Source organism: Enemella dayhoffiae (assembly GCF_002250625.1).
In the GTDB taxonomy this organism is placed as follows: domain Bacteria; phylum Actinomycetota; class Actinomycetes; order Propionibacteriales; family Propionibacteriaceae; genus Enemella; species Enemella dayhoffiae.
The window spans coordinates 50,219-73,248 of record NZ_NMVQ01000034.1; the positions used below are offsets into that span (position 1 = coordinate 50,219).

The 23,030-nt window shown below is 68.7% G+C and carries 16 protein-coding genes; 7 read left to right on the forward strand and 9 right to left on the reverse strand.

Annotated elements, in window-relative coordinates:
- Positions 1–16 precede the first annotated feature (16 nt).
- From CGZ93_RS12935 to CGZ93_RS12955, 5 genes are all read right to left on the reverse strand, one after another.
- Positions 17–1,153, reverse strand: a complete 1,137-nt coding sequence (locus tag CGZ93_RS12935) for a cysteine desulfurase family protein (protein WP_094364575.1) — start codon at positions 1,151–1,153, stop codon at positions 17–19.
- On the reverse strand, positions 1,153–1,776 hold the full coding sequence (locus CGZ93_RS12940) for an MSMEG_1061 family FMN-dependent PPOX-type flavoprotein (protein WP_094364576.1): 624 nt from the start codon (positions 1,774–1,776) through the stop codon (positions 1,153–1,155). Before CGZ93_RS12940 ends, CGZ93_RS12935 begins: the two co-directional genes overlap by 1 nt.
- Before the next feature lie 18 nt (positions 1,777–1,794).
- Positions 1,795–2,739, reverse strand: a complete 945-nt coding sequence (locus tag CGZ93_RS12945; protein ID WP_094364577.1) for an electron transfer flavoprotein subunit alpha/FixB family protein — start codon at positions 2,737–2,739, stop codon at positions 1,795–1,797.
- A 24-nt stretch (positions 2,740–2,763) separates the two neighbouring features.
- Positions 2,764–3,546 (reverse strand): electron transfer flavoprotein subunit beta/FixA family protein, encoded by a 783-nt coding sequence (locus CGZ93_RS12950; protein WP_094364578.1) that lies wholly within the window; start codon positions 3,544–3,546, stop codon positions 2,764–2,766.
- Positions 3,547–3,647: 101 nt separating this feature from the next.
- Positions 3,648–4,466 carry an enoyl-CoA hydratase/isomerase family protein gene (locus CGZ93_RS12955; RefSeq protein ID WP_094364579.1) on the reverse strand — a complete coding sequence of 273 codons (819 nt, stop codon included), beginning with the start codon at positions 4,464–4,466 and terminating at the stop codon, positions 3,648–3,650.
- 161 nt (positions 4,467–4,627) lie between these two features.
- Here CGZ93_RS12955 and glgX point away from each other — a divergent pair, with 161 nt between their 5' ends.
- Positions 4,628–6,736, forward strand: coding sequence for a glycogen debranching protein GlgX (gene glgX, locus CGZ93_RS12960; RefSeq protein ID WP_094364580.1), 2,109 nt, complete (start codon positions 4,628–4,630; stop codon positions 6,734–6,736).
- Positions 6,737–6,811: 75 nt separating this feature from the next.
- Entirely contained in the window at positions 6,812–7,690 is an 879-nt protein-coding gene (locus CGZ93_RS12965; RefSeq protein WP_094364581.1) for a MerR family transcriptional regulator, read from the forward strand.
- 10 nt (positions 7,691–7,700) lie between these two features.
- Here CGZ93_RS12965 and CGZ93_RS12970 read toward each other — a convergent pair whose 3' ends face one another.
- From CGZ93_RS12970 to glgP, 4 genes are all read right to left on the reverse strand, one after another.
- On the reverse strand, positions 7,701–8,168 hold the full coding sequence (locus CGZ93_RS12970; protein ID WP_141211209.1) for a hypothetical protein: 468 nt from the start codon (positions 8,166–8,168) through the stop codon (positions 7,701–7,703).
- 362 nt (positions 8,169–8,530) lie between these two features.
- Positions 8,531–8,941 carry a hypothetical protein gene (locus tag CGZ93_RS12975; RefSeq protein ID WP_094364583.1) on the reverse strand — a complete coding sequence of 137 codons (411 nt, stop codon included), beginning with the start codon at positions 8,939–8,941 and terminating at the stop codon, positions 8,531–8,533.
- Between the two features lie 400 nt (positions 8,942–9,341).
- The gene (locus CGZ93_RS12980; protein WP_094364584.1) at positions 9,342–12,260 is read right to left on the reverse strand and encodes an arabinosyltransferase domain-containing protein; all 2,919 of its coding nucleotides are present in this window, start codon (positions 12,258–12,260) and stop codon (positions 9,342–9,344) included.
- A gap of 6 nt (positions 12,261–12,266) precedes the next feature.
- Positions 12,267–14,816 (reverse strand): alpha-glucan family phosphorylase, encoded by a 2,550-nt coding sequence (gene glgP / locus CGZ93_RS12985; protein ID WP_094364585.1) that lies wholly within the window; start codon positions 14,814–14,816, stop codon positions 12,267–12,269.
- Positions 14,817–14,941: 125 nt separating this feature from the next.
- Here glgP and CGZ93_RS12990 point away from each other — a divergent pair, with 125 nt between their 5' ends.
- From CGZ93_RS12990 to CGZ93_RS13010, 5 genes are all read left to right on the forward strand, one after another.
- Entirely contained in the window at positions 14,942–17,008 is a 2,067-nt protein-coding gene (locus CGZ93_RS12990) for an alpha-1,4-glucan--maltose-1-phosphate maltosyltransferase (protein ID WP_324252447.1), read from the forward strand.
- 109 nt (positions 17,009–17,117) lie between these two features.
- Positions 17,118–18,869, forward strand: a complete 1,752-nt coding sequence (treS, locus tag CGZ93_RS12995) for a maltose alpha-D-glucosyltransferase (RefSeq protein WP_094364747.1) — start codon at positions 17,118–17,120, stop codon at positions 18,867–18,869.
- The gene (locus CGZ93_RS13000) at positions 18,853–20,250 is read left to right on the forward strand and encodes a maltokinase N-terminal cap-like domain-containing protein (RefSeq protein ID WP_094364586.1); all 1,398 of its coding nucleotides are present in this window, start codon (positions 18,853–18,855) and stop codon (positions 20,248–20,250) included. The genes treS and CGZ93_RS13000 overlap by 17 nt, the downstream gene beginning before the upstream one ends.
- Positions 20,247–22,181, forward strand: a complete 1,935-nt coding sequence (glgB, locus tag CGZ93_RS13005) for a 1,4-alpha-glucan branching protein GlgB (RefSeq protein ID WP_094364587.1) — start codon at positions 20,247–20,249, stop codon at positions 22,179–22,181. Before CGZ93_RS13000 ends, glgB begins: the two co-directional genes overlap by 4 nt.
- Positions 22,178–22,996, forward strand: coding sequence for an NUDIX hydrolase (locus CGZ93_RS13010; RefSeq protein ID WP_094364588.1), 819 nt, complete (start codon positions 22,178–22,180; stop codon positions 22,994–22,996). The genes glgB and CGZ93_RS13010 overlap by 4 nt, the downstream gene beginning before the upstream one ends.
- Positions 22,997–23,030 lie beyond the last annotated feature (34 nt).

Genomic DNA, 23,030 nt, shown 5'->3' on the forward strand with positions numbered 1-23,030 from the left:
CCCCGGTCCCCGGCCCTCAGCGGGCGGCCCGGGCCCGCGAGACCACGGCCGGTAACACGGCGAGCAGGGCGTCCACGTCGGCCTCGGTGCTCGCCCAGCCCAGCGAGAACCGCAGCGACTCGGTGGCCCGGTCCTCGTCGTGGCCCAGCGCCAGCAGCACGTCACTGGGCCGCGTCACCCCGGCCGAGCAGGCCGAACCGGCCGAACAGTCGATCCCAGCGCCGTCGAGCAGCATCAGCAGGTCGTCGGAGCGGCACCCGGGGAACCACACGTTGACGATCGCCGCCGACCCCGGCCCGCCGTTCACCCGGGCGTCCTCGGGCAGGCCGGCGAGCAGCCGCTCCCGCAGCCCGGCCAACCGGGCCTCCTCGGTCTTCCGCTCGGTGACGGCGGCGTGCACCGCTGCAGCGAATCCGGCGGCCAGTGCCGGGGCGGCGGTGCCCGAGCGCAGGTCGCGTTCCTGGCCGCCGCCGAAGGCGTACGCCCGAAGCGGCAGTTCCCGGCGTACCAGCAGCGCCCCCAGCCCCACCGGACCGCCGACCTTGTGCCCGGTCACGGTGAGCAGGTCCAGCCCCGAACCGGCGAAGTCGACCGGCAGGTGTCCGAGCGCCTGCACGCCGTCGCTGTGCACCCACGACCCGGCGGTCCGCGCCGCGTCGACCACCGCCGCGAGGTCCTGGGCCACCCCGAGCTCGTTGTTCACCCACATCACCGTGGTCAGCAGCGTGGGCACTTCCAGCAGGGCCGCGAGCGCCTCAGGATCCAGCCGGCCATCGGCCCCCACCGGGCAGCGGGCGACGTCGGCCCCCTCGGCGGCCAGCGCGGCCAGCGTGTCGGCCACGGCGGGGTGCTCGATGGTGCTGCTGACCAGACGTTCGCGAAGTCCGATCCGCCCGGTCGGCCGGGCCCGCCAGGCGCCCTGCACGGCCAGGTTGTCCGCCTCCGTCCCGCCGGAGGTGAACACCACCTCCACCGGGTCACAGCCCAGGTCGGCGGCCAGCTGGTCGCGGGCGTCCTCCAGCACCGCCCGCAGCCGTCGCCCCGACCCGTGCAGCGAGGACGCGTTGCCGGTCAGCTGCAGGGTCTCGGTGATCGCGGCGTACGCCTCCGGCCGCATCGGTGCGGTGGCCGCGTTGTCCAGGTAGTGCCTCATCAGTAGAGGGTCCTGCGCTGGCGCTGGTCGAGGGCGGCGTCGTATGCCTCCCGCTCCGCCCGGTCGAAACCGCCGGCCGCCTCGGTGAACATCCCGGCGGTCGGCAGTACGCCTCGGGGCACCTGTGACTCGACGTCCCACAGCCGGGACCGCTTCATCGCCCGTGCGCACTGGAAATAGACCCGCTCGACCGTCACGACGATCACGCTGGCCGGCCGCTTCCCCTGCATGATGTGGGATTCGAGCAGTTCGGGGTCGACGGACAGGTGGGCCCGGCCGCGCACCCGGACGCACTCCTCGACGCCCGGCACGACGAAGATCAGCCCGATCCGGTCGTCGGCGAGCAGGTTGCGCAGGGTGTCCAGCCGGTTGTTGCCGCGCCGGTCAGGAATCTCCAGGGTGTGCTTATCGCGGACCCGCACGAAACCGGGCGCATCCCCACGTGGGGAGTTGTCCAGACCGCCGTCGCCGATGGTGCTGACCACGCAGAACGGCGAGGCGCCGATCCAGCGGGCGTACAACGGCGAGATCCGGTCGAGCTCCTTCGCGATGGAGGGCCCGACCGGCTCGTTCGGATAGTGCTCGCGCAGTTGGTCGAGGGTGCTGATCCGCTGATCGCTCACACGAGCAGCGTACGCCGCTCAGGCGCGCTTGGCCTTGACACCCTCGACGACGGCGGGCAGCACCTTGTGCAGGTCGCCGACGATACCGAGGTCGGTCAGCTCGAAGATCGGCGCCTCATCGTCCTTGTTGACCGCGACGATCGCCTTGGAGGTCTGCATGCCGGCCCGGTGCTGGATGGCCCCGGAGATGCCGTTGGCGATGTAGAGCTGCGGGGACACCGTCTTCCCGGTCTGGCCGACCTGGTAGCTGTGCGGGTACCAGCCGGAGTCGACCGCGGCGCGGGAGGCGCCCACGGCGGCTCCGAGTGCGTCGGCCAGGGCCTCGACCTCGGAGAAGTCGCCCCCGGTACCGCGGCCACCGGAGACCACGATCGCGGCCTCGGTGAGCTCGGGACGGCTGGACGCCTTCTTCTCCTCCGAGGCGGTGACGCTCGCCTGCCGGAAGCTCTCGTCCAGCTCGAACTCCAGCGGCTCCACGGTGCCGGCCGCGGCCTGCGGCTCGGGCGCCAGCGAGTTGGGCTTGACAGTGACGATCGGCAGACCGGTGTTGGTGTTCGCCTGCACCTTCCAGTTGCCGGCGAACACCGACTGCACGGTGCCCCCGTCGGCGTCGATGTCGACGGCGTCGGTGATCAGGCCGGTCTCCAGCTTGACCGCCAGCCGGCCGGCGACCTCCTTGTTGTCCAGCCCCGAGGACAGCAGCACCGCGACCGGCTCGGCGAGCGCCACGGCGGTCAGCAGGGCGTCCACCTTGGGCGCGACAAGGTACTTCTCCAGGCTCTCGTCGGTGGCCTCATAGACGGTTTCGGCGCCATATTCGCCGAGCTTGGCGGCGGCCTCACCGGCCTGGCCGAAGACCACCGCGACGGGCGTACCGATGCGACGGGCGAGGGTCAGCAGTTCCAGGGTCGGCTTGCTGACCTGGCCGTCGGTGACCTCGGCGAGAACGACTACGTTCGACATGGGTTTCTCCTCGTTCTCTCGGGCTCAGATGTACTTGCCGGCGGACAGGAACTCGACCAGCGCCTCGGCGCCGCTGCCGTCCTCGTCGGTGACCTTCTTGCCGGCCTCCTTGGGCGGGCGGGGGGTCGTGTCGACAACCTTCGTGTACGCCGCAGCCAGCCCGACGGTGCTCGGGTCGACCTCGAGATCGGCCAAGGTCCACTGCTCGACGGGCTTCTTCTTGGCGGCCATGATCCCCTTCATCGAGGGGTAGCGGGCCTCGCCGGACTGGTCGGTGACCGAGACCACGGCGGGCAGCGTGGCCTCGATGGTCTGGGAGGCGGTGTCGCCGTCGCGGCGGATGGACACCGTGTCGCCGTCCACCTTGAGGTCGACGCCGAAGGTGACCGCCGGCCACTCGAGCCGCTCGGCGAGCATCGCAGGCACGACGCCCATGGCGCCGTCGGTGGAGGCCATCCCGCAGATCACCAGGTCGGGCTGCACCTTGCGGACCACGGCGGCCAGGATGGCGCTGGTGGCCAGCGCGTCGGAGCCGTGGATCGCCTCGTCGTTCACGTGTACGCCGGAGGTGCAGCCCATCTGCAGGGCCTTCTTGATCGCATCGGCGGCGTCGTCGGGGCCGATGGTGACCGCGACCACCTCGACCTCGCTGCCGCCCTCGGCGACCTGGAGGGACTGCTCGACCGCATATTCGTCGAGCTCCGAGAGCAGTCCGTCGGCCGCGGCCCGATCGACGGTGCCGTCGTCGGCGAACTTCCGCTCGCCGGTGGCATCCGGCACATGCTTGACCAGCGTGACGATCTTCATCTCTCTCCACTTCTCTGTGTGAAATCCAGGCTCATGGTAGTGAAACCCGCGGTCGGCTTCGGGCCGCGTCCAATATTACCCGTGGGTAACCAGGTCGCAAGTCAACGGCCGAGGAACTTGGCCTTCGCCTTGTCGACGAACGCCTGCATGCCGATCCGGCGGTCCTCGGTGCCGAACAGCGCGCTGAACCACGACTTCTCAAGCTGCAGGCCGGTGACCAGATCGACCTCGCCGCCGCGGTCCACCAGCGCCTTCGCCGCGCGCAGCGCCACGGCCGGGCCGCCGACGAACTGCCTCGCCCAGTCCAGGGCGGCCTGCTGCACCTCCCCGGCCGGCAGCACCCGCTCCACCAGCCCGATCCGCTCGGCCTCCTCGGCGCCGACCATCCGGCCGGTGAAGATCAGGTCCTTGGCCCGGGCCGAGCCGACCAGCCGGGCCAACCGCTGGGTCCCGCCGAGCCCGGGCACCAGGCCAAGGGTGATCTCGGGCAGACCGAGCTTGGCGTCCTCGGCCGCGAAGCGGACGTCGCAGACCAGCGCCAGCTCCAGTCCGCCGCCCAGGGCGTACCCGTTGACCGCGGCGATGGTCGGTTTGGGCAGTCGGGCCAACTGCTCGAACGCGTCGTGCATGGCGTCGATCTCGGCGGTCATCTCCGCCTGACCCATGTTCAGCATCTGCTTGATGTCGGCGCCGGCGGCGAACACCTTCTCACCCCCGGTGACCACCACGGCCGCGACGTCGTCGCGGCCGGCGGCCTCCCGGGCGCAGCGGCCGATGGCCAACTGGATACCGAGGTCGAGCGGGTTCATCTTCGGCCGGTCCACGCGGAGTACGCCGATCCCGTCGGCGACCTCCAGGCGTACGAACTCGTTTCCGGAATCGAACGCGTTGGTAAACTGCGCCCCCTGAGGTTCAGTCATGGCCCGAGTCTAGTGGCCGCCGCGGCGCGCCGGTGAGGCCCCCGGATTGGCGTCGGTGGTGCACAATGTGGTGCTGCATGCCGCACAAGCGGCGTCACCCACAAAGTCGCGCGGGCACCCGTATGGGCCCCCGCCGGCCGCCCGAGCAGGAGGAACAGGAAATGACCACAGAGTTGGTTGTCGAGGAATTGCCGGCACCGCTGGACAGCTCGATCCTGGGAGCCAGGCTGCAGGACGGCGGCTGCCACTTCGCTCTGTGGGCCCCGCGGGCCAAGCGGGTCGAACTGGCGCTGGTGGCCGAGGACCTGAGCCAGCGCAACCATGACATGACCCGCAACGACGACGGGGTGTGGGTCGTGTTCGTGCCCGGTGTCGAGGCCGAGCAGCGCTACGGATTCCGGGTGCACGGCGACTGGGCTCCCACCGAGGGTTCGCGGTTCAACCCGGCGCGGCTGCTGCTCGACCCGTACGCCCGGGCGATCACCGCCGGCGTCGACTACAACGGCCCGATCCTGGACCACCCCGAGCACGACGACTACGAGCTGGACCCGACCGACTCCACCGAGGCCGTTCCGCTGAGCGTGGTCGTCGCCGAAACCGCTGCGCCGACCCCGATCGCGCAGCGGCGTCCGATGTCGGAGTCGGTGATCTATGAGACCCACGTCAAGGGGTACACCCAGCTGCACCCGGCGGTGCCGGAACACCTGCGGGGAACGTACGCCGGACTGGCCTATCCGGCGGTGGTCGAGCACCTGGTCTCGCTCGGCATCACCGCCGTGGAATTGCTGCCCTGTCACCACTTCGTGTCCGAGCCGTTCATCATCGGCCGCGGTCTGTCGAACTACTGGGGCTACAACACCCTCGGCTTCTTCGCCCCGCATGCGGCGTACTGCTCGGTCGGCACCCTGGGTCAGCAGGTGGCCGAGTTCAAGCAGATGGTGAGCGCGCTGCACGAGGCCGGGATCGAGGTCATCCTCGACGTGGTCTACAACCACACCGGTGAGGGTGGTCACGAGGGCCCGACCCTGTCCTTCCGGGGCATCGACCACGGCGGCTACTACCGGCTCACCGAGGACCTGCGCAACGACTACGACGTGACCGGCTGCGGCAACTCGGTCGACACCTCCGAGCCGGGCGTGTTGGCGCTGGTGCTGGACTCGATGCGCTACTGGGTCACCGAGATGGGTGTCGACGGGTTCCGTTTCGACCTCGCCTCGGAGCTGATCCGTGACCGCAACCACCACGTCGATCAGGAGCACGCGTTCAAGAAGGCGATCGCCGAAGATCCTGCGTTCGAAGGGATCAAGATGATCGCCGAGCCGTGGGACATGGGCCCGTTCGGCTATCAGGTCGGCCGCTGGGGTGCGGGCTGGAGCGAGTGGAACGACCACTTCCGCAACTTCACCCGCGACTGGTGGCGCGGCGCGATCAGCGGCGTGCAGGAGCTGGCCGGTCGGCTGTGCGGATCCCCCGACACCTATGAGGTGGACGGTCGCGACACCAGCGCGTCGGTGAACTTCATCACCGCCCACGACGGGTTCACGCTGCGGGACCTGGTCACCTACGACGGCAAGCACAACGAGGCCAACGGTGAGGAGAACCGCGACGGGGCCGACGACAACCGGTCCTGGAACTGCGGGCACGAGGGTGAGACCGACGACCCCGGGATCAACGCGCTGCGACACCGTCAGGTGAAGAACATGATGGCGACCCTGTGCCTGGCCGTGGGCGTACCGATGATCACCGCCGGTGACGAGATGGGGCGTACCCAGGGCGGCAACAACAACGCCTACTGCCAGGACTCCCCGATCTCGTGGGTGCACTGGGACACCTTGGACACGTTCGGCGACCTGCTCGGGATGACCAAGGAAATTCTTCGCCTGCGTTCGGAATTTCCCGCGCTGCGGGCCGAGAACTATCGCCACCACGAGGAGGTCACCGACGCCGACGGCAACGGGCTGGGTCGGGTCGACCTGACCTGGTTCCACCAGGGTGGGGTGCAGATGGGCGAGGACGAGTGGCACGACGGGGGCCGGCGTACGCTCGGGATGTACACCTCGGACGCCGATTCGGCCTTCCTGATCTGGTTCCACGGTGACCCGAGCGGGATCGAGGTGACCCTGCCCGGCGACTCGTGGGCGAAGGGTTGGCGGGTCGTCGTGCACTCCGGCTTCGACGGCGAATTCCCCTCTGCGGAAGAGGTTCTGGACGCCGGTTCCACCCTGGGCGTACCGGGGCGTAGCGTCGTGGTGCTGCAGGCCGAGCTCTGAGCCTCGCCAGGTTGCTTGACCCTCACCTTTCGTCAGGGCTGACCGTATTGGTAGCCACCAACGAGAGGATCACTGATGCGAGAACTGACCATCGGCGAGTTCGCCCTGCAGACCGGAATCACCCAGCGCGCGCTGCGCCTGTATGACGAGCGCGGCATCCTGGTGCCGGCCGCGGTCGACCCGTTCAACGGCTATCGCCGCTATTCCCCCAGCCAGGTGAGGACGGGTCATCTGGTCAAGGCCCTGCGCGAGGCTGGGGTGCCGATGGCCGAGCTGGTCGACCTCGACGCGTTCTCGGTGGCCGAACACCGGCAACGGCTGCAGCTCCGTCGGGATGCCGAGGACCAGGCGCTCGCCCTGGCCGAGGTGATCGACGGTTTCGACCCGGGCGACTGGCCGGTGACGGAGCGTGCGGCCGAGCCCCAGGCCTGGGTGGGGATGACGGTGGCGATCGGCGTCCCGGACGACGCCAGCTCCGATGAAGCCCTGGCCGAGCTCGAGGACGTCGAGGCGGCGAACTCCTGTTTCGGCGCCATGTTCACGTGGTTGGCCGACCACTCGGCCAGGCCCAACGGGTCGTGGTGGACCGCCATGGGCGAGGGGCGGGAAGCAGGGAGCATCGCGTTGTCACTGTGCTGGCCGATCCCGCGCGAATTGGCCGTCGGCGAACTGGCCGAGTTGGGGACCGCGACCAGAAAGGCTGTGTCCGCCCCGTTGGCCGACAGGATGAGTGCGGTGTCGGGAGTGCTCCCCCGCCGGCGAGAACTGGCCTGCCGCGCGGACCTCCCCGAGGGAGATGCCGAGCCAGCCGCGCTGATGGCGGCGGGGCTGGGGCCGGCTCTGGCTCTGGAAGCATATGAGTCCGAGCACTGCCTTTCGGCGATCGGGCGTACGCTGCGCCAGGTCGGCAGCGACGGGACCGCCCACGAACTGGTGCTCGACGTGACTCCCTGAGGGCGGCCGATCAGCCGCCCGTGCGGACCGACACCAACTCACCCACCGGAAGCCGCATCGTCGGACCAACCCGCTCCAACGGCAACGTGCCCGTCTGACCCAACCCCGACCACGTCACCTCCCAAAACGTCGTCGCCGACACCGCATAGCTGCCGCCCTTCGGCGACGGCCTCAGATACCGATGACCACAACTCGGGGATGGGGCGGCCGGAGCCACCCCCGAGTGATAGGGAGTGGTCCACCCACAGAACTTCACTGTCCCATCACCCAGATCAAACCGCGTGCTCGTCCGACGCGCCGACAGCATCAGCGTGATCCCCTGCTCAGTCACCGTCGCGTCATACCGATCCTGACCCTCGGCCCACAACCACAACGGATAACCCACCACCGCCATCTTCCACTCATTCACAGACGGATCCGGCCCCACCCGCGCCACCGGCGCCGGCACCCGCAGTTGCAACACCGCCCGCTGCGCCACCACCCGAGGATCCGGCGGAGGAGGAACCACCGCCCCCGGAGCCGCCACGGCCGGATCGGGAACCCACTGTTCGCACGAAACTCCGGGCTCAGGAATACACGGCGGTCCAGCTGCCATTGCGGACTGGCCGTTCGAACTCGGACGCACCTTGTCGCGATCGCCCGACCCGGGCGGGTTGTATCGCGTATCTGGAGGTGGGACGGACACCGGCGATGTGGCATCTTCACCCGTCAACCGGGCACCCGTGGGAGTGAGCTCCGCCGTAGTCGCACCCTTGTTTCCTCCCTTACCCTGCGGTCCCGCGGCCTCGGCAGGAGCCGTTCCTCCCAGCAGGATCAGTGCGAGCGGCACGGCTCCAAGGCTCACCAGTCGCATCGCTCGACCTCGGAGGTATCGATGTCTACCAGCTTGACCCGACCGCTGAAAGCCTTGGCGTAGACGAAGCCCTGCCACAGCCGATTTCGCTCAGTCTTTCCGTCACGGAATACCGCCGAAGAACCACGCCGGTCCTCGCAAACTTGGAGAGTGAGTCGGCGATCAGACCCGCTCTTTTCGACGCTAGGGACCGATCGACTCCTGGTGATGGCAGGTTCCCCCACCACCTTGTATCCGGTGGCCTTCTGATCGCGAAGAAAAGCCATGTCCTGGTCGAGATACCCGGGCTCCTCAACCTCGAGCATCTTGGCCGACGGCTGATCAGCCCCACCCTCGCGCGACAACCGCTCAAACTCGTCGAACGCGATCTGATACGCGGCCTGAACCTGCTTGGTCAACTGCTCCTGACTCGGCGTCGGACTCCCCGTCGGACTCGGACTCGGACTCGGCATCGGCGACACCGACGTCGGTTCCGGACTCACCGACCCCGGCGTACCCCCACCAGGACCACAGCCCGCCACCACAACCACAGGCAGCACCATGCCTGCCAACGCAACACCGCGAAACCGAGCCATCCGGGCCTCCACAAGGGGGTGAGTGGATGACCAACATTCTGCCAACGACTTCGAGCCAGCAACACCCCTTTATCCACAGCCCACCCGCGCCACCGCTCACCCAGACCGAACGCACCAGACCGTGTCCCACACTGCTCCCACTACGGGAGCAAACTGCAACAGCCCCACGCACAACACCCAAGGGACAGGTGGCTTCACCCTTCAACCAATAGGAGCATCTCGCTCAGGGAACGGTGGGGACGGGGTCCCAGCCGGAGCGTACCCGCGAGCCCATCACCGCCGCCGGCGGCGGCTTTCCGTAGCGCGGGTCGAGGCGGATCAGGTCCAGACCCTCCATCTCCCACTCTTCATAGTCATGCGGCGCATAGAGCGGAACGCGGTTGGCGGTGGTGAGCCCGAGGACCCCGGCGAACGGACCACCTGTGCGCGAGTTGTAGGAAGTGTTACCCGGCTGCACCGAGTCGGACAGGATGTAGTCGGCGATCTCGACGGTCCCCCGCCACTCGACCGGCGCGGTCAGGCACGGGGCGAAGAACGCCAGGTTCCACGCGACCGCGATCCGCTCGCTCTGGGCAAGTTCCATCAGAGGCCGCGTCACCGGAACCCGCGGCGCACCGATCACGAACGGCGCGTCCGCAGCGCTCGGGCCGTCCGACTCGAGCACCACCCGAAACCGGGTCGCTGCCTTGGGCGGGAGCACGCGCTCGTCGACCAGCCCGTTGATGCCGATCGTCTTTCCTTCCGCGATCAGCTGCCGCGCCCCACCGCGATCGAACTCCACCCGCACCCGATGCCCCGCGTCGATGCCGGAGACACCGATCACCACCGGCCACTGCCCACTGCGCACACTGTCCGAAAGGGCGTACCATCCACTGGTCATCGCCACCCGATCGTTGTGGCTCTGCCAGGTCGGAATCCCCCACACCGGTCCGTCGGTGAACAGGTTCGGCCCTTCGGCGACCGGCAGCAGCCCAGCCACCGGATCCGGTTCGTACGCCAGCGACCGGGTCAGCTTGCAACCCTCCCCCGACATGGCCGAGAGCGCCGCCGACGCCATCGTGTACCGCTCCGGTCCCCGCTTCACCGCGGCGACCGCGAAGTTCGCGTACTGCGACCCGGTCAGCAGCGTCAGCGCCAGAGCGTACGCCGCAGCGGTCCGTCCGCGCGTACGCAACCGGCCGCCCGCACGGGACCGAGCAAGCAGGGGCACCGCCCAGACGAGCACCCCGATCACAATTCCGAGACCGACCAACCAGCTCGCGATCGACACCCCGGCAACCGGGGGCAGGTCGCGGTCGGCGACCAGCCCCAGCGTGGACAACTTCCACCAGGTGTTGTTGCCGTGCAGGGAAACACCGAACACGGCGATGGACGCCCCGACCAGCACCCCGGCCCACGCCCGACCCCGGTGCCGCTGCAGCAGGTGCGTCACCCCCGCCATCGCCAACGGCCCGATCAGCACCAGCGCCCCGAAGTGATGCGGCAGCTTGGTCGGCGACATCGCCATCGCCACCACCAGGCCCAGCGCCGAGCCGACCACCAGCCACACCACCCGCCGGTTCAGCCCGGGCAGCAGGCCCCGCCCCCGCCAGCGGATCAGGCGTACGCCGAGCAGCAGCAGCGCCACCCCGGCCAGATAGACCGTCCACTGCCGGGCGGCGAACGACATGTACAACCGCCAATAGCGAATCGGGTCCTGCCAGAACGGGAAGGTCGGCCCGAAGGCGTTGCGGGCGTCGGTCGCCGAGACCACCGCCGCCAGGCTCTGGTCGGCGAACGCCAGCAACCCGACCGCGCCGACACAGGCCAGCCAACACACGCCCAACGCCGCCGCGCGCACCCGGTCGCGCCCCAGCCATCGCCACAGCGGCCGGAGCAGCAGCACGAACGGGGCCAGCGCCACCAGCCCGGTCGGCCCGGTCCCGACCGTCAGACCCGCGACCAGTCCCCCGACCAGCAGCGGCCACGCGCGGCGCCGGTGCAGGGCGTCGAGCACGCACCACATCACCACGCCGAGCCCGACTCCGAACCAGATCTCTGGGCGCAACGAGTTGCAGAACACCAGCCAGAAGCCGCTGAATCCGGCCAGCAGCGCGAGCCGCGGCCACAACGCCCCGCCCGACCTGCCCAGCAGCGACCGGCCCAGCAACCGCGGCAGCAGGGCGTGCCGCAGCACGACCCAGCCGAACGCCGCCAGCAGCGCCGGCAGCAGCCGCAACCAGACCGGCTCCATCGAGATCACGCCCCAGCGCGAATAGAGCTCATAGAACCAGCCGAAGGGCGCCTCCGGCGCGTTGTTCCAGCGCACGTAGTTGCCGAGATAGCCGCTGGTGGTCCGCGTACCGAGGATCTGCGCGATGAACCCGTCGTCATCGGTCGCGCCGCCGGCGATCACCCCGAACACCATCACCGGTACCAGCGCCACGTCGTCCCAGTGCCGGCGCCACCACTCGCCCCCGACCGAGCCACCCCCGACCCAGCGGGTACGCCGCACCGCTCGCCGCGGCCGGTCGGTCAAGACCGCCAGCACCACCGCGGCCAGCAGCAGCACCACCGTGAGCCCGATCAGCACCTGCTTGAGCACGGTCGGCGAGCTGTCCCACTGAGTGTCGGCCACCACCTCCGCGGTCACCGCGCCCAGCCCCGGGCCGGACAGCCCGTCCATCACCGGCCGCAGGTCCCCGGCCCGATGCGCCACCTCGACCCCGTCGCGGAACAACCGCACCCCGGAACCGTCGAACACCACCTGCGCCCGCCCACACGGGTACGCCCCAGCGAGCGCCATCGTCACCCCGCGCGTGATGAGGCGTACCTCGCCGCCACCCACCGCCAGATCGAGCCGATTCGCCAGCAACCCCTCGTCAGTGGCCCGCACCGTGGTCAGCACCGGGCCCGCCTCCGGACCGATCGCGGCACACTCCCAACCGAGGGTGAGCCGCTCGGGCCGATACGGGTTCAGCGGCAGCGCCACCTCACCGTCGGCACCACGCCAGTGATAGGTGGCCGTGTGCTGCACCACCGGAGCCAGCGGGACGAACAGAGTCGAAACCCCGGCCAGCAGCGACAGCACCAGCACCGCCCACCAACGACGGCGCAACAGCCTCGTCGACGCAGTGGCCTCGTCGGCTGCCGTCACCGCCATCCGGGCTCACATGGTGCCGAGTGGCAACGCCGCAACGCCCAGCTCGGCCGGGGTGAGCAGCAGCGAGTGCTTCGGCACGACCCGCACGGTGAACCCGACCAGCCCGGTGTGGCGGGCGTCCCGGGTGATCTCATAGCGCCGATAGCCGTCGGTGACGTCACCGACCAGACCCATCTCGTAGGTCCGCACGTCGTGGATCTCGTCGTTGGCGTCGACCGCACCGGCCACCAGCTGCACCTGCACGTCCTCGGGGGTGAGCTCCCCCAGCCTGACCTGGGCCGACATGTGGATCGGCTCACCGACCTGCACCGTGCCGGAGTTGCTCGACTCGACGTGCTCGATCCGCACCTGCGGCCACGCCGCGCGGACTCGGCGCTTCCAGACGGCCAGCTCGGCGGCCCGGGCGGCGTCGATGGTGCCCGCCGAGACCGCCGCTGGGGCGTACAACTCGGTCGTGTAGTCACGCACCATCCGCGAGGCGAGCACCTTCGGGCCGAGACCCGAGATGGTGTCGCGGATCATCTGGATCCAGCGCTTGGGCAACCCGTTGCTGTCCACGTCATAGAAGCGCGGCACGACCTCGTTCTCGATGAGTTCATAGAGCGCCTTCGCCTCGGCCGCGTCGCGGGCCGCGGGGTCGGTGATCCCCTCGGCCGAGGGGATCTCCCAGCCCCAGTCGGGGCCGTACCACTCGTCCCACCAGCCGTCGCGGATGGACAGGTTGGCAGCTCCGTTGAGGGCCGCCTTCATCCCGGAGGTGCCGCAGGCCTCATAGGGGCGCAGCGGGTTGTTCATCCACACGTCGCAACCCGGATAGAGCGGGCGGGCGAGCGAGATGTCATAGTCGGGCAGGAAGACGATCCGGTGCCGGATCTCCTCGTCGTCGGCGAACTGGACCATGGTCTGGATCAGCGATTTGCCGGTGTCGTCGGCCGGGTGCGACTTGCCAGCGATCACGATCTGGATCGGCCGCTGCGGATCGAGCAGCAGCTTCTTCAGCCGCTCCGGCTCGCTCAGCATCAGGGTGAGCCGCTTGTAGGAGGCGCCGCGGCGGGCGAAGCCGAGGGTGAGCACCTTCGGGTCGAGGGCGTTGGCCACCCAGTCGGCGGAGATGCCGCGGTTGCGGCAACTGGCGGCCAGCCGCTCGCGGGCCATGGTGATCAGGTCACCGCGCATCTGCCGCTTCAGCGCCCAGATGGTGTTGTCGTCGACCCGGTCCAGGCCCGACCAGTCATAGCCGTCGAGGACCGTGTCGGAGTCCCCGGTCGGGCTGTGCAGCAGCTCCAGCAGCTCGGGGTGGATCCAGGTGCGATGGTGTACGCCGTTGGTGATCGAGCCGATCGGCACCTCGCTGACGTCGTAGGCCGGCCACAGCCCGTGGAACATCTCCCGCGACACCTCGCCGTGCAGCTCGGAGACGCCGTTGGCCCGCTGCCCGAGCCGGAACCCCATCACCGCCATGTTGAACCGACCCGGGTCGCCACCGGCGTAGTCCTCCTCGCCCAGGGCGAGGATGCGGTCCAGCGGCAGCCCGTCGAAGTCGTGGAACTGGTCGACGACCAGCTCGCGGGGGAAACGGTCGATGCCGGCCGGCACCGGGGTGTGGGTGGTGAACACATTGCCGGCGCGGGTCCGCTCGACGGCAGCGTCGTAGTCCATCCCCTCGGCGAGATATTCACGGATTCGTTCCAGGCCAAGGAATCCGGCGTGTCCCTCGTTGGCGTGATAGACGTCCGGGGTCGCGTGCCCGGTGATCCGGCAGAACTCGCGCACCGCGCGTACGCCGCCGATGCCCAGCAGCACCTCCTGGGCCAACCGGTGCTCGGTACCGCCGCCATAGAGCCGGTCGGTGACCGCGCGCTGGTCGTCGGTGTTGCCCTCCACGTCGGCGTCCATCAGCAGCAGCGGCACCCGGCCGACGTGGGCCACCCACAGGGTGGCCTTCATGGTCCGGTTGAGGACGCTGACCTCGATGGTCACCGGGTTGCCGTCCTCGGTCAGCTGAGTGACCGGGAGCGCGTTCGAGTCCAGGGTCGGATAGCGCTCCTGCTGCCAGCCGCTGGCATCCAGCGACTGCCGGAAATAGCCATGCCGATAGAGCAGACCGACCCCGATGATCGGTACGCCCAGGTCGGAGGCGGCCTTCAGGTGGTCGCCGGCCAGGATGCCGAGGCCACCGGAATAGATCGGCAGCACCTCGGAGATGCCGAACTCGGCGGAGAAATAGGCGATCGCCGACGGCACGTCGTTGGCCGCGGCATATTGCTGGAACCACAGGTCGGCCGAAAGGTATTCGGCCAGGTCGGCGCGTTCCCGATCCAGGTTGCGGACGAACTTCGGGTCCTGGCTCAGGCGCTGCAGGCGGGCCGGGTCGACCTGGGAGAGCAGGCTGATCGGGTCATGGCCGACGGTGTCCCACAGGGTGGGGTCGACTGCACGGAAGAGTTCACGGGTCGGCTCGTGCCAGGCCCAGCGAAGGTTGGTGGCCAGCTCATCGAGCGGCTTGAGCGAGTCGGGCAGCACCGGCTGCACGATGAAACGACGAATAGCACGCACGTGCCTGAACCTTACCGGGTTGTCGGCCGTTCCGCGGCACCGCGCGCGTCGCTACCGCCGGTCAGCGAATATCGCCCACCCGGGGGCCCGCTGACAGGCAAACGCAGTGCCGCTACGTTGGAACTGTGACAGCCAACACGCCCAGTCAGCCTGTTTCGCCGATTCACCAGAACCAACCACGCCGGGCCGCCGATGCCGGCACCACCACCGTGACCGCCGAGATCGGTCAGGTCACCGGACGCATCCCGGTCACGAAGGTCGAGCCCGTGGTCGAGGGGGGCGCCTACTCCCCCAAGGCGACCGAGGGAGAGCGCATCCCGATCCGCGCCACCGTGTTCCGCGAGGGGCACGACTCGGTGAGCGCGTCGGTCATCCTGACCGACCCCGACGGCACCGAGCAGCGGATCGACATGCACCCCTGCGAGCCGGTCGGCTTCGACCGGTGGGAGGCGTGGATCCGCCCCGACCGGATGGGGGCCTGGAAGTTCCGCGTCGAGGGGTGGGACGACCCCTGGCACACCTGGGAGCACCACGCCGAGATCAAGCTCCCGGCCGGTCTGGACGTCGAGCTGGTGCTCGGCGAGGGACGACTGCTGTACGCCGAGGCCGCGGCTGCGGCGAAGCAGGCCGGCGATGAGCAGGCCGCTCGTCGACTGGAGCAGCTCGAGCCGTTGTGCGACCCGAAGAGCTCGGTCGACAACCGCCTGGAACAGCTGCTCCACAAGGACGTGGGCCGCCTGATGGAGCGCTTCGGCCCGCGCCGACTGGTCACCCCGACCCCGGACTATCCGCTGTTCGTGGACCGGCGCCGCGCCCTGTTCAGCGCCTGGTACGAGTTCTTCCCACGCTCCCAGGGGGCGCACTACGACCAGGCCAGCAAGAGCTGGGTGTCCGGCGGTTTCGACTCCTCCCACGAGCGGCTGGAGGCGGCCGCCGAGATGGGGTTCGACGTCGTCTATCTGCCTCCGATCCACCCGATCGGCACCCAGTTCCGCAAGGGGCCGAACAACACGCTCACCCCCGGTCCGGGTGATCCCGGCTCGCCATGGGCGATCGGCAACACTGAAGGTGGCCACGACGCGCTGCACCCGGATCTGGGTGACTGGGACGCGTTCGACCGGTTCGTGGAGAAGGCGAACTCGCTGGGCCTGGAGGTCGCCCTCGACTTCGCCCTGCAGGCAGCTCCGGACCACCCGTGGGTCACCGAGCACCCGAAGTGGTTCACCGAGCGGATCGACGGAACCATCGCCTATGCAGAGAATCCGCCGAAGAAGTACCAGGACATCTATCCGATCAACTTCGACCGCGACCGCGCCGGTATCTATCACGAATCGCTGCGGGTGCTCAAGCTGTGGATGTCGCACGGGGTGCGCATCTTCCGGGTGGACAACCCGCACACCAAACCGGTCGAGTTCTGGGCCTGGCTGCTCGGCGAGGTACGCCGCACCGACCCCGACGTGCTGTTTCTGGCCGAGGCGTTCACCAAGCCGGAAATGATGCACCTGCTCGGAAAAGTCGGCTATCAGCAGTCCTACACCTACTTCACCTGGCGCAACGAGAAGTGGGAGCTCGAGGAATACCTGCGCGAGCTCACCACCGAGATGGACTCGTTCTATCGCCCCAACTTCTGGGTGAACACCCCCGACATCAACCCGAAGTTCCTGCAGACCTCCGGGCCGGCGGGGTTCACCATCCGCGCCGTGCTCGCCGCGACGATGTCGCCCAGCTGGGGGATGTATTCGGGCTACGAGCTGTTCGAGGGTGAGCCGCTGCGCGTCGGCGGTGAGGAATACCTCGATTCGGAGAAGTACCAGTATCGGCCGCGGGACTGGTCCGGTGGCGAACGGGGCAACCTCAACCAGTTGATCCGGCTGCTCAACCGGGTACGCCAGGAGCAGCCGGCGCTGCAGCAGTTGCGCCAGATCACCTTCCACCACGTGCCGAACTCGCAGATCATCGCCTATTCCAAGACCGACGGCGATTCCACGGTGATCGTGGTGTGCAGTCTGGACCCGCACAACACCCAGGAGTCCGAGGTGTATCTCGATCTGACCGCGCTCGGGCGCACCCAGGCGTCGGTGCTGGAGGTGCACGACGCGATCACCGGACAGCACTTCCGTTGGGGACCGCGCAACTACGTCCGGCTGACCCCGGCCAACCCTGCCCACGTGCTGGTGGTCCGTGAGGGCTGAGCCCAGCGATTCAGGCGTACCCAGAAGACTGATTCGAGGAACGGTGACAGAAACCATCGACAACCGCACCCATCCCGCCGAGGAGCCGCTGCTCCCCGCTGACGCGGGGATGGACCCCGAGGACCACGAATGGTTCAAGAAGGCGGTCTTCTATGAGGTGATGGTGCGCAGCTTCCGCGACTCGAACGGCGACGGCGTGGGGGATTTCGCCGGCCTGGCAGAAAAGCTGGACTACCTGCAGTGGCTGGGAGTCGACTGCCTGTGGCTGCCGCCGTTCTTCCCCTCACCGCTGGCCGACGGCGGCTACGACGTGGCCGACTACACCGGAGTGCTTCCCGTGCTCGGCACCGTCGAGGAGTTCCGCGCCTTCATCGAGGGGGCGCACGAGCGCGGCATCCGAATCATCATCGACTTCGTGATGAACCACACCTCCGATCAGCACCCGTGGTTCCAGCAGTCCCGCAGCGACCCCGACGGCCCCTACGGCGACTACTACGTGTGGTCCGACGGCGGCCCGCTCGAGGGCCAGGTGCCGGAGGCGTACTCCGATGCCCGGATCATCTTCGTGGACACCGAAGCCTCCAACTGGAGTTACGACGAGGTGCGCGGGCAGTATTTCTGGCACCGCTTCTATTCCCACCAGCCCGACCTGAACTTCGAGAACCCCAAGGTGCTGGCCGAGATGCTGGACGCGATCCGGTTCTGGCTGCGGATGGGCATCGACGGGTTCCGGCTGGACGCGGTCCCCTACCTGATCGAGGAGGACGGCACCAACTGCGAGAACCTCGACGGCACCCACCGCATCCTCAAGGCCGTGCGCCGGATGGTGGACACCGAATTCCCCGGCCGGATCCTGCTCTGTGAGGCGAACCAGTGGCCGCACGACGTGGTCGAATACTTCGGCAACGACGACGAGTGCCAGATGGCGTTCCACTTCCCGGTGATGCCGCGGCTCTACATGGGGTTGCGTCAGGAGTCCCGGGCCTGCATCTCCGACATCCTCGCCGACACCCCACCGATCCCGACCGGCTGCCAATGGGGCACTTTCCTGCGCAACCACGACGAGCTGACCCTGGAGATGGTCTCCGACGAGGACCGGGAGTACATGTGGACCGAGTACGCCCCGGACCCGCGGATGAAGTGCAACATCGGCATCCGTCGCCGACTGGCTCCGCTGGTGGACGGTGACCTGAAGCGGGTGCACCTGCTGCACGCCATGCTGCTCGGCCTGCCCGGTTCGCCGGTGCTCTACTACGGCGACGAGATCGGGATGGGCGACAACATCTGGCTGCACGACCGCGACGGGGTGCGTACGCCGATGCAGTGGTCCGCCGAGGACGGGGCCGGATTCTCCACCGCGGACGAGGATTCCTTCTATCTCCCGTTGATCCAGGATCCGCGGTACGCCAAGGAGGGCGTGAACGTCGAGCAGCAGATGCTGGACCCCGGTTCGCTGCTGGTCTGGTTGCGCGCGATGCTGGTGATCCGGCGCAACCATCCGGTGTTCGGGCTGGGCGACTTCACCGACCTGGGCGGGGACAACGAGAAGGTGTTCTCCTTCCTGCGTTCGCATCGCGACGAGTCCGGACAGCGGATCTCGGTGCTGTGCGTGAACAACCTGTCGGCCGAACCGCAGACCACGAAGCTGGACCTCTCCCGCTTCCGAGGGCTGGTCCCCTTCGACCTGCTCCGCGACGACGATCACCATCCGATCGACACCGAGACCGCGCACGACTATTCGATCGACGTCGCCGGGCACGGTTTCCTCTGGTTGCGAATCATGGCCGACGACCCCGACCTGGCCCACGCCGAGGAGATCGCCCAGCACGAACGCGAGGAGGATCATGACGACATCGCGTGATTCCCTGCTCTGGCAGCACATCCAGTCCGCCCGTTGGTACGCCGGGAAGGGCCGGGACGCCGAACTCGTCGCGATCCACCCGCTGCCCTGGCTGGCCCCGCCCACCCCCGAACTGGCCGTCCGGTTCGAGATCGCCGAGGTGCGCAACAACGACGGCGCGTCCGAGACCCACCACTACCTGCTGGCGCTCAGCCACCGCGGCGCGGACTCCCCCGGCGGCGGGGTGGAGATCGGCAGTTATGCCGACCCCGAGTTGGGCGAGGTGACCCTGCACGACGCCACCCGCGACCCGCACGCCCAGAGACTGCTGCTGGCGGTCCTGTTGGGCGGTGCGGAGCAGACCACCGACGACGCGCTGGTGGCCGCCCACCTGCTCGACGCCGACGCGGTCAGCGCCGCCCTGGAGCCGCGCATCTTCGGCGGTGAGCAGTCCAACACCTCGGTGATGTATGGCGACGTGGCGATGCTCAAGTTGTTCCGCCGCCTCGAGTTGGGCCGCAACCTCGACATCGACGTGCACCGGGCGCTCGCCGACGGACCCGCGGCCGACGAGGTGGCCCAGCTGTTCGGCTGGCTGGAGGTCGAGTGGCGCGACTCTTCGGGTCAGACCTGCCGCGCGGACGCGGGGATGCTGGTGGAACAGCTGCGCGGGGTCACCGACGGTTGGGAGGTGGCCGTGGAGTCGGCGACGGCCGGCGGCGACTTCACCGCGGAGGCGTACAGCCTCGGGGTGGCGCTGCGGCGGGTGCACACCGGCCTGGCCGTCGCCTTCGGTGAGAGCCGGCGTCCCGGAGCAGATTCGGCGACCGGCATGTCCGAACGGCTGGACGCCGCAATCGCCGTGGTGCCACAACTTGCGGCCCATCGCGCCGGCCTGCAGCGGTTGTTCGACACCTTGGCCGGGACCGAGCTGGTCACCCAGCGGGTGCACGGCGACTTCCACCTCGGCCAGACCCTGCGCGACGGTGCGGGCAACTGGCGGATCATCGACTTCGAGGGTGAACCGCTGAAGACCCTGGCCGAGCGACGCGAGCCGGACACCGTCTGGCGCGACGTGGCCGGGATGTTGCGCTCGCTCGACTATGCCGGCGGGTTCGCCGTGCGCAACGCGGGCAGCCCTGCGCAGGACGCACGCGCCTGGGTGGCCGCGACCAGCACCGCCTTTCTGGCCGGATATTCCGGTCTCGCTGAAGATTCCGGCGAAAAGTCTCTGGCGCCCGGCGACCGCAGTGTCGTCGATGCCTACCTCGGCGACAAGGCCGTCTACGAGGTGGTCTACGAGGCCCGCAACAGGCCGGCCTGGTTGGACATCCCACTGGCTGCGCTCGGCATACTCGCCGATTCGCGCCCCACCGACGATTCACGGGAGGCAGCACGATGAGCTTTGACCGATTTGGAGGCTTGACCGGCACCGACCTGGAGGGGTTCCACCGCGCGGGTGACACCGAACTGTGGCGCCGCCTCGGCAGCCACGTGATGGAGGTGGCCGACGGCGAGGGCGGCACCATCTCCGGGACCCGTTTCGCCGTGTGGGCACCGAACGCGCGCGAGGTGCGCGTCTATGGCGACTTCAACGGCTGGAACGGTGAGGCCAACCCGATGGAGCTGGTCCCCGGCACCGGCGTCTGGGCGACCTTCATCCCGGGCGTACCGGCCGGGGCGGTCTACAAATACCGGGTGCACGGGGCCGATGGCCGCTGGATCGACCGAGCCGACCCGATGGCCCGGTTCGCCCAGTCGGCACCCGAGACCGCCTCGATCGTCTTCGAGAGCGACTATTCCTGGAACGACGACGACTGGCTGGAGCGGCGATCCAAGAGCCAGCCGCACGCCGAACCGCTCAGCGTCTACGAGATCCACCTGGGCGGCTGGCGGCCCGGCAAGACCTACGTCGAGCTGGCCCACGAGCTGGTGGAATACGTGACCTGGCAGGGATTCACCCACGTCGAGTTCCTGCCGCTGGCCCAGCACCCGTACGCCCCCAGCTGGGGCTATCAGGTGACCGGTTACTTCGCGCCGCTGTCCAACTTCGGTACGCCCGACGAGTTCCGCTACCTGGTGGACACCCTGCACCAGGCCGGGATCGGTGTGATCATGGACTGGGTGCCCGGTCACTTCCCCAAGGACGAGTGGGCTCTGGGCCGGTTCGACGGCACGGCGCTCTATGAGCACGCCGACCCGCGCCAGGGTGAGCAGCCCGACTGGGGCACCTACGTGTTCAACTTCGGCCGCAACGAGGTCAAGTCGTTCCTGGTGTCCAACGCGCTCTACTGGATCAAGGAGTTCCACATCGACGGCCTGCGCGTCGACGCGGTCGCCTCGATGCTCTATCTGGACTATTCCCGCGGCGACAACTGGGTGCCGAACCGCTTCGGCGGCCGGGAGAACCTCGAGGCCGTGGAGCTGCTGCAATACGTGAACAAGCACCTCTACGAACGCGAGCCCGGCGTGATGACCATCGCCGAGGAGTCCACCTCCTGGCCGGGGGTGACCAAGCCGGTGCACCACGGCGGCCTCGGCTTCGGCTTCAAGTGGAACATGGGCTGGATGAACGACACCCTCCGCTATCTGGAGGAGGAGCCGATCCACCGGCAGTATCACCACCACCTGATGACCTTCGCAATGGTCTATTCCTTCTCGGAGAACTTCGTGCTGCCGATCAGCCACGACGAGGTCGTGCACGGCAAGGGATCGATGGTGAACAAGGTGCCGGGTGATGACTGGCAGAAGTTCGCCAGCCTGCGCGCCTACTACGCGTTCATGTGGTCCCACCCCGGCAAGCAGCTGATCTTCATGGGCAACGAGTTCGGGCAGCGTTCGGAGTTCGACGAGTCCAAGGGGCTCGAGTGGTGGGTGTCCGACCTGTGGGGACACGACGGGCTGCAGAAGCTGTTCCGCGACCTCAACCACCGCTACCGGGACACCCCGGCCCTGTGGAAGCTGGACAACGACCCGGCCGGCTTCCGCTGGATCAACGCCGACGACTCCCAGGGCAACGTGTTCTCCTACCTGCGCTCCGACGGTGAGGGCCGGCACCTGGCGGTGGCGGTCAACTTCTCCCCCGTCCCGCGCACCGGCTACACCCTCGGGCTGCCGCACCCCGGCATCTGGCGGGAGGTGCTGAACACCGACTCGGCCGACTATGACGGCTCCGGCGAATGGGGCAACCTGGGCCGGGTCGAGGCGCTGGAGCTGCCCGCCCACGGGATGCAGCACAGCGCCGAGGTGACCGTGCCGCCGCTCGGTGCCATCTGGTTGCAGTGGGATCCCACCCAGACCGCCGAGATCCCCGGTGACCCGGGGTTGCAGTGACCCAGCCGGGCGGCCAGCCCGAGCACCCCGGTGAGTTCACCATCAACCTGCAGGTGGTGGGTGACGGAATCGGCGTCCTGCAGTGGAACGCGCCGACCAACCTCGAGACGCTCACCCGGGCGATCGGGCTGGCCACCGACGACGCGCTGATCGGGCGCGGGTTGCGCCGGGTCGAGGTCGCGCTGCCGCTCCGGGACACGATGGCGCTGCGTGCGCTGCACCGGTCCGGGTTCCGGCGCGAAGGCGTACGCCGACAGGCGATCCGGCTGCCCGACGGGTCGCTCGGCGACGTGGCGCTGTATGCCCGACTGGTCGACGACCTCAGCACCGGGCCTGCCGGTTTCTCGGGGGTGATGAACTCGGTGCTGGCGACCAAGCGGGTGATCGCCCACGTGGTGTTCCGCGACGACACCGGCCGGATTCTGTTGTGTGACACGCATTTCAAGGCCGACTGGGAGTTGCCCGGTGGCGTGGTCGAGCCGCACGAGTCGCCGCAGGCGGGTGCGATCCGGGAGGTTGCCGAGGAGCTGTCGCTCACGGTGACCGGGCTGCGGCTGCGGGTGGTGGACTGGATGCCGCCCCATCTGGGGTGGGACGACGCGCTCGAGTTCATCTTCGACGGCGGCACGCTGACCGACGAGCAGATCGCGCGGATCGTCAAGCAGGACAGCGAGATCGTCGCCGTGCACTGGGTCGAGACCGAGCGGCTGGGAGATCATCTGTCCGCCCTCGGCGCCCGACGGCTACGCGCAGCCCTGGCCCTGGACCCGGGTCAGATCGCCTATTCCGAGGACGGCCAGACGTTCACCGAGTAGCACCGCCGGCGCCGCGGTGCGTGTCGAGATGCAC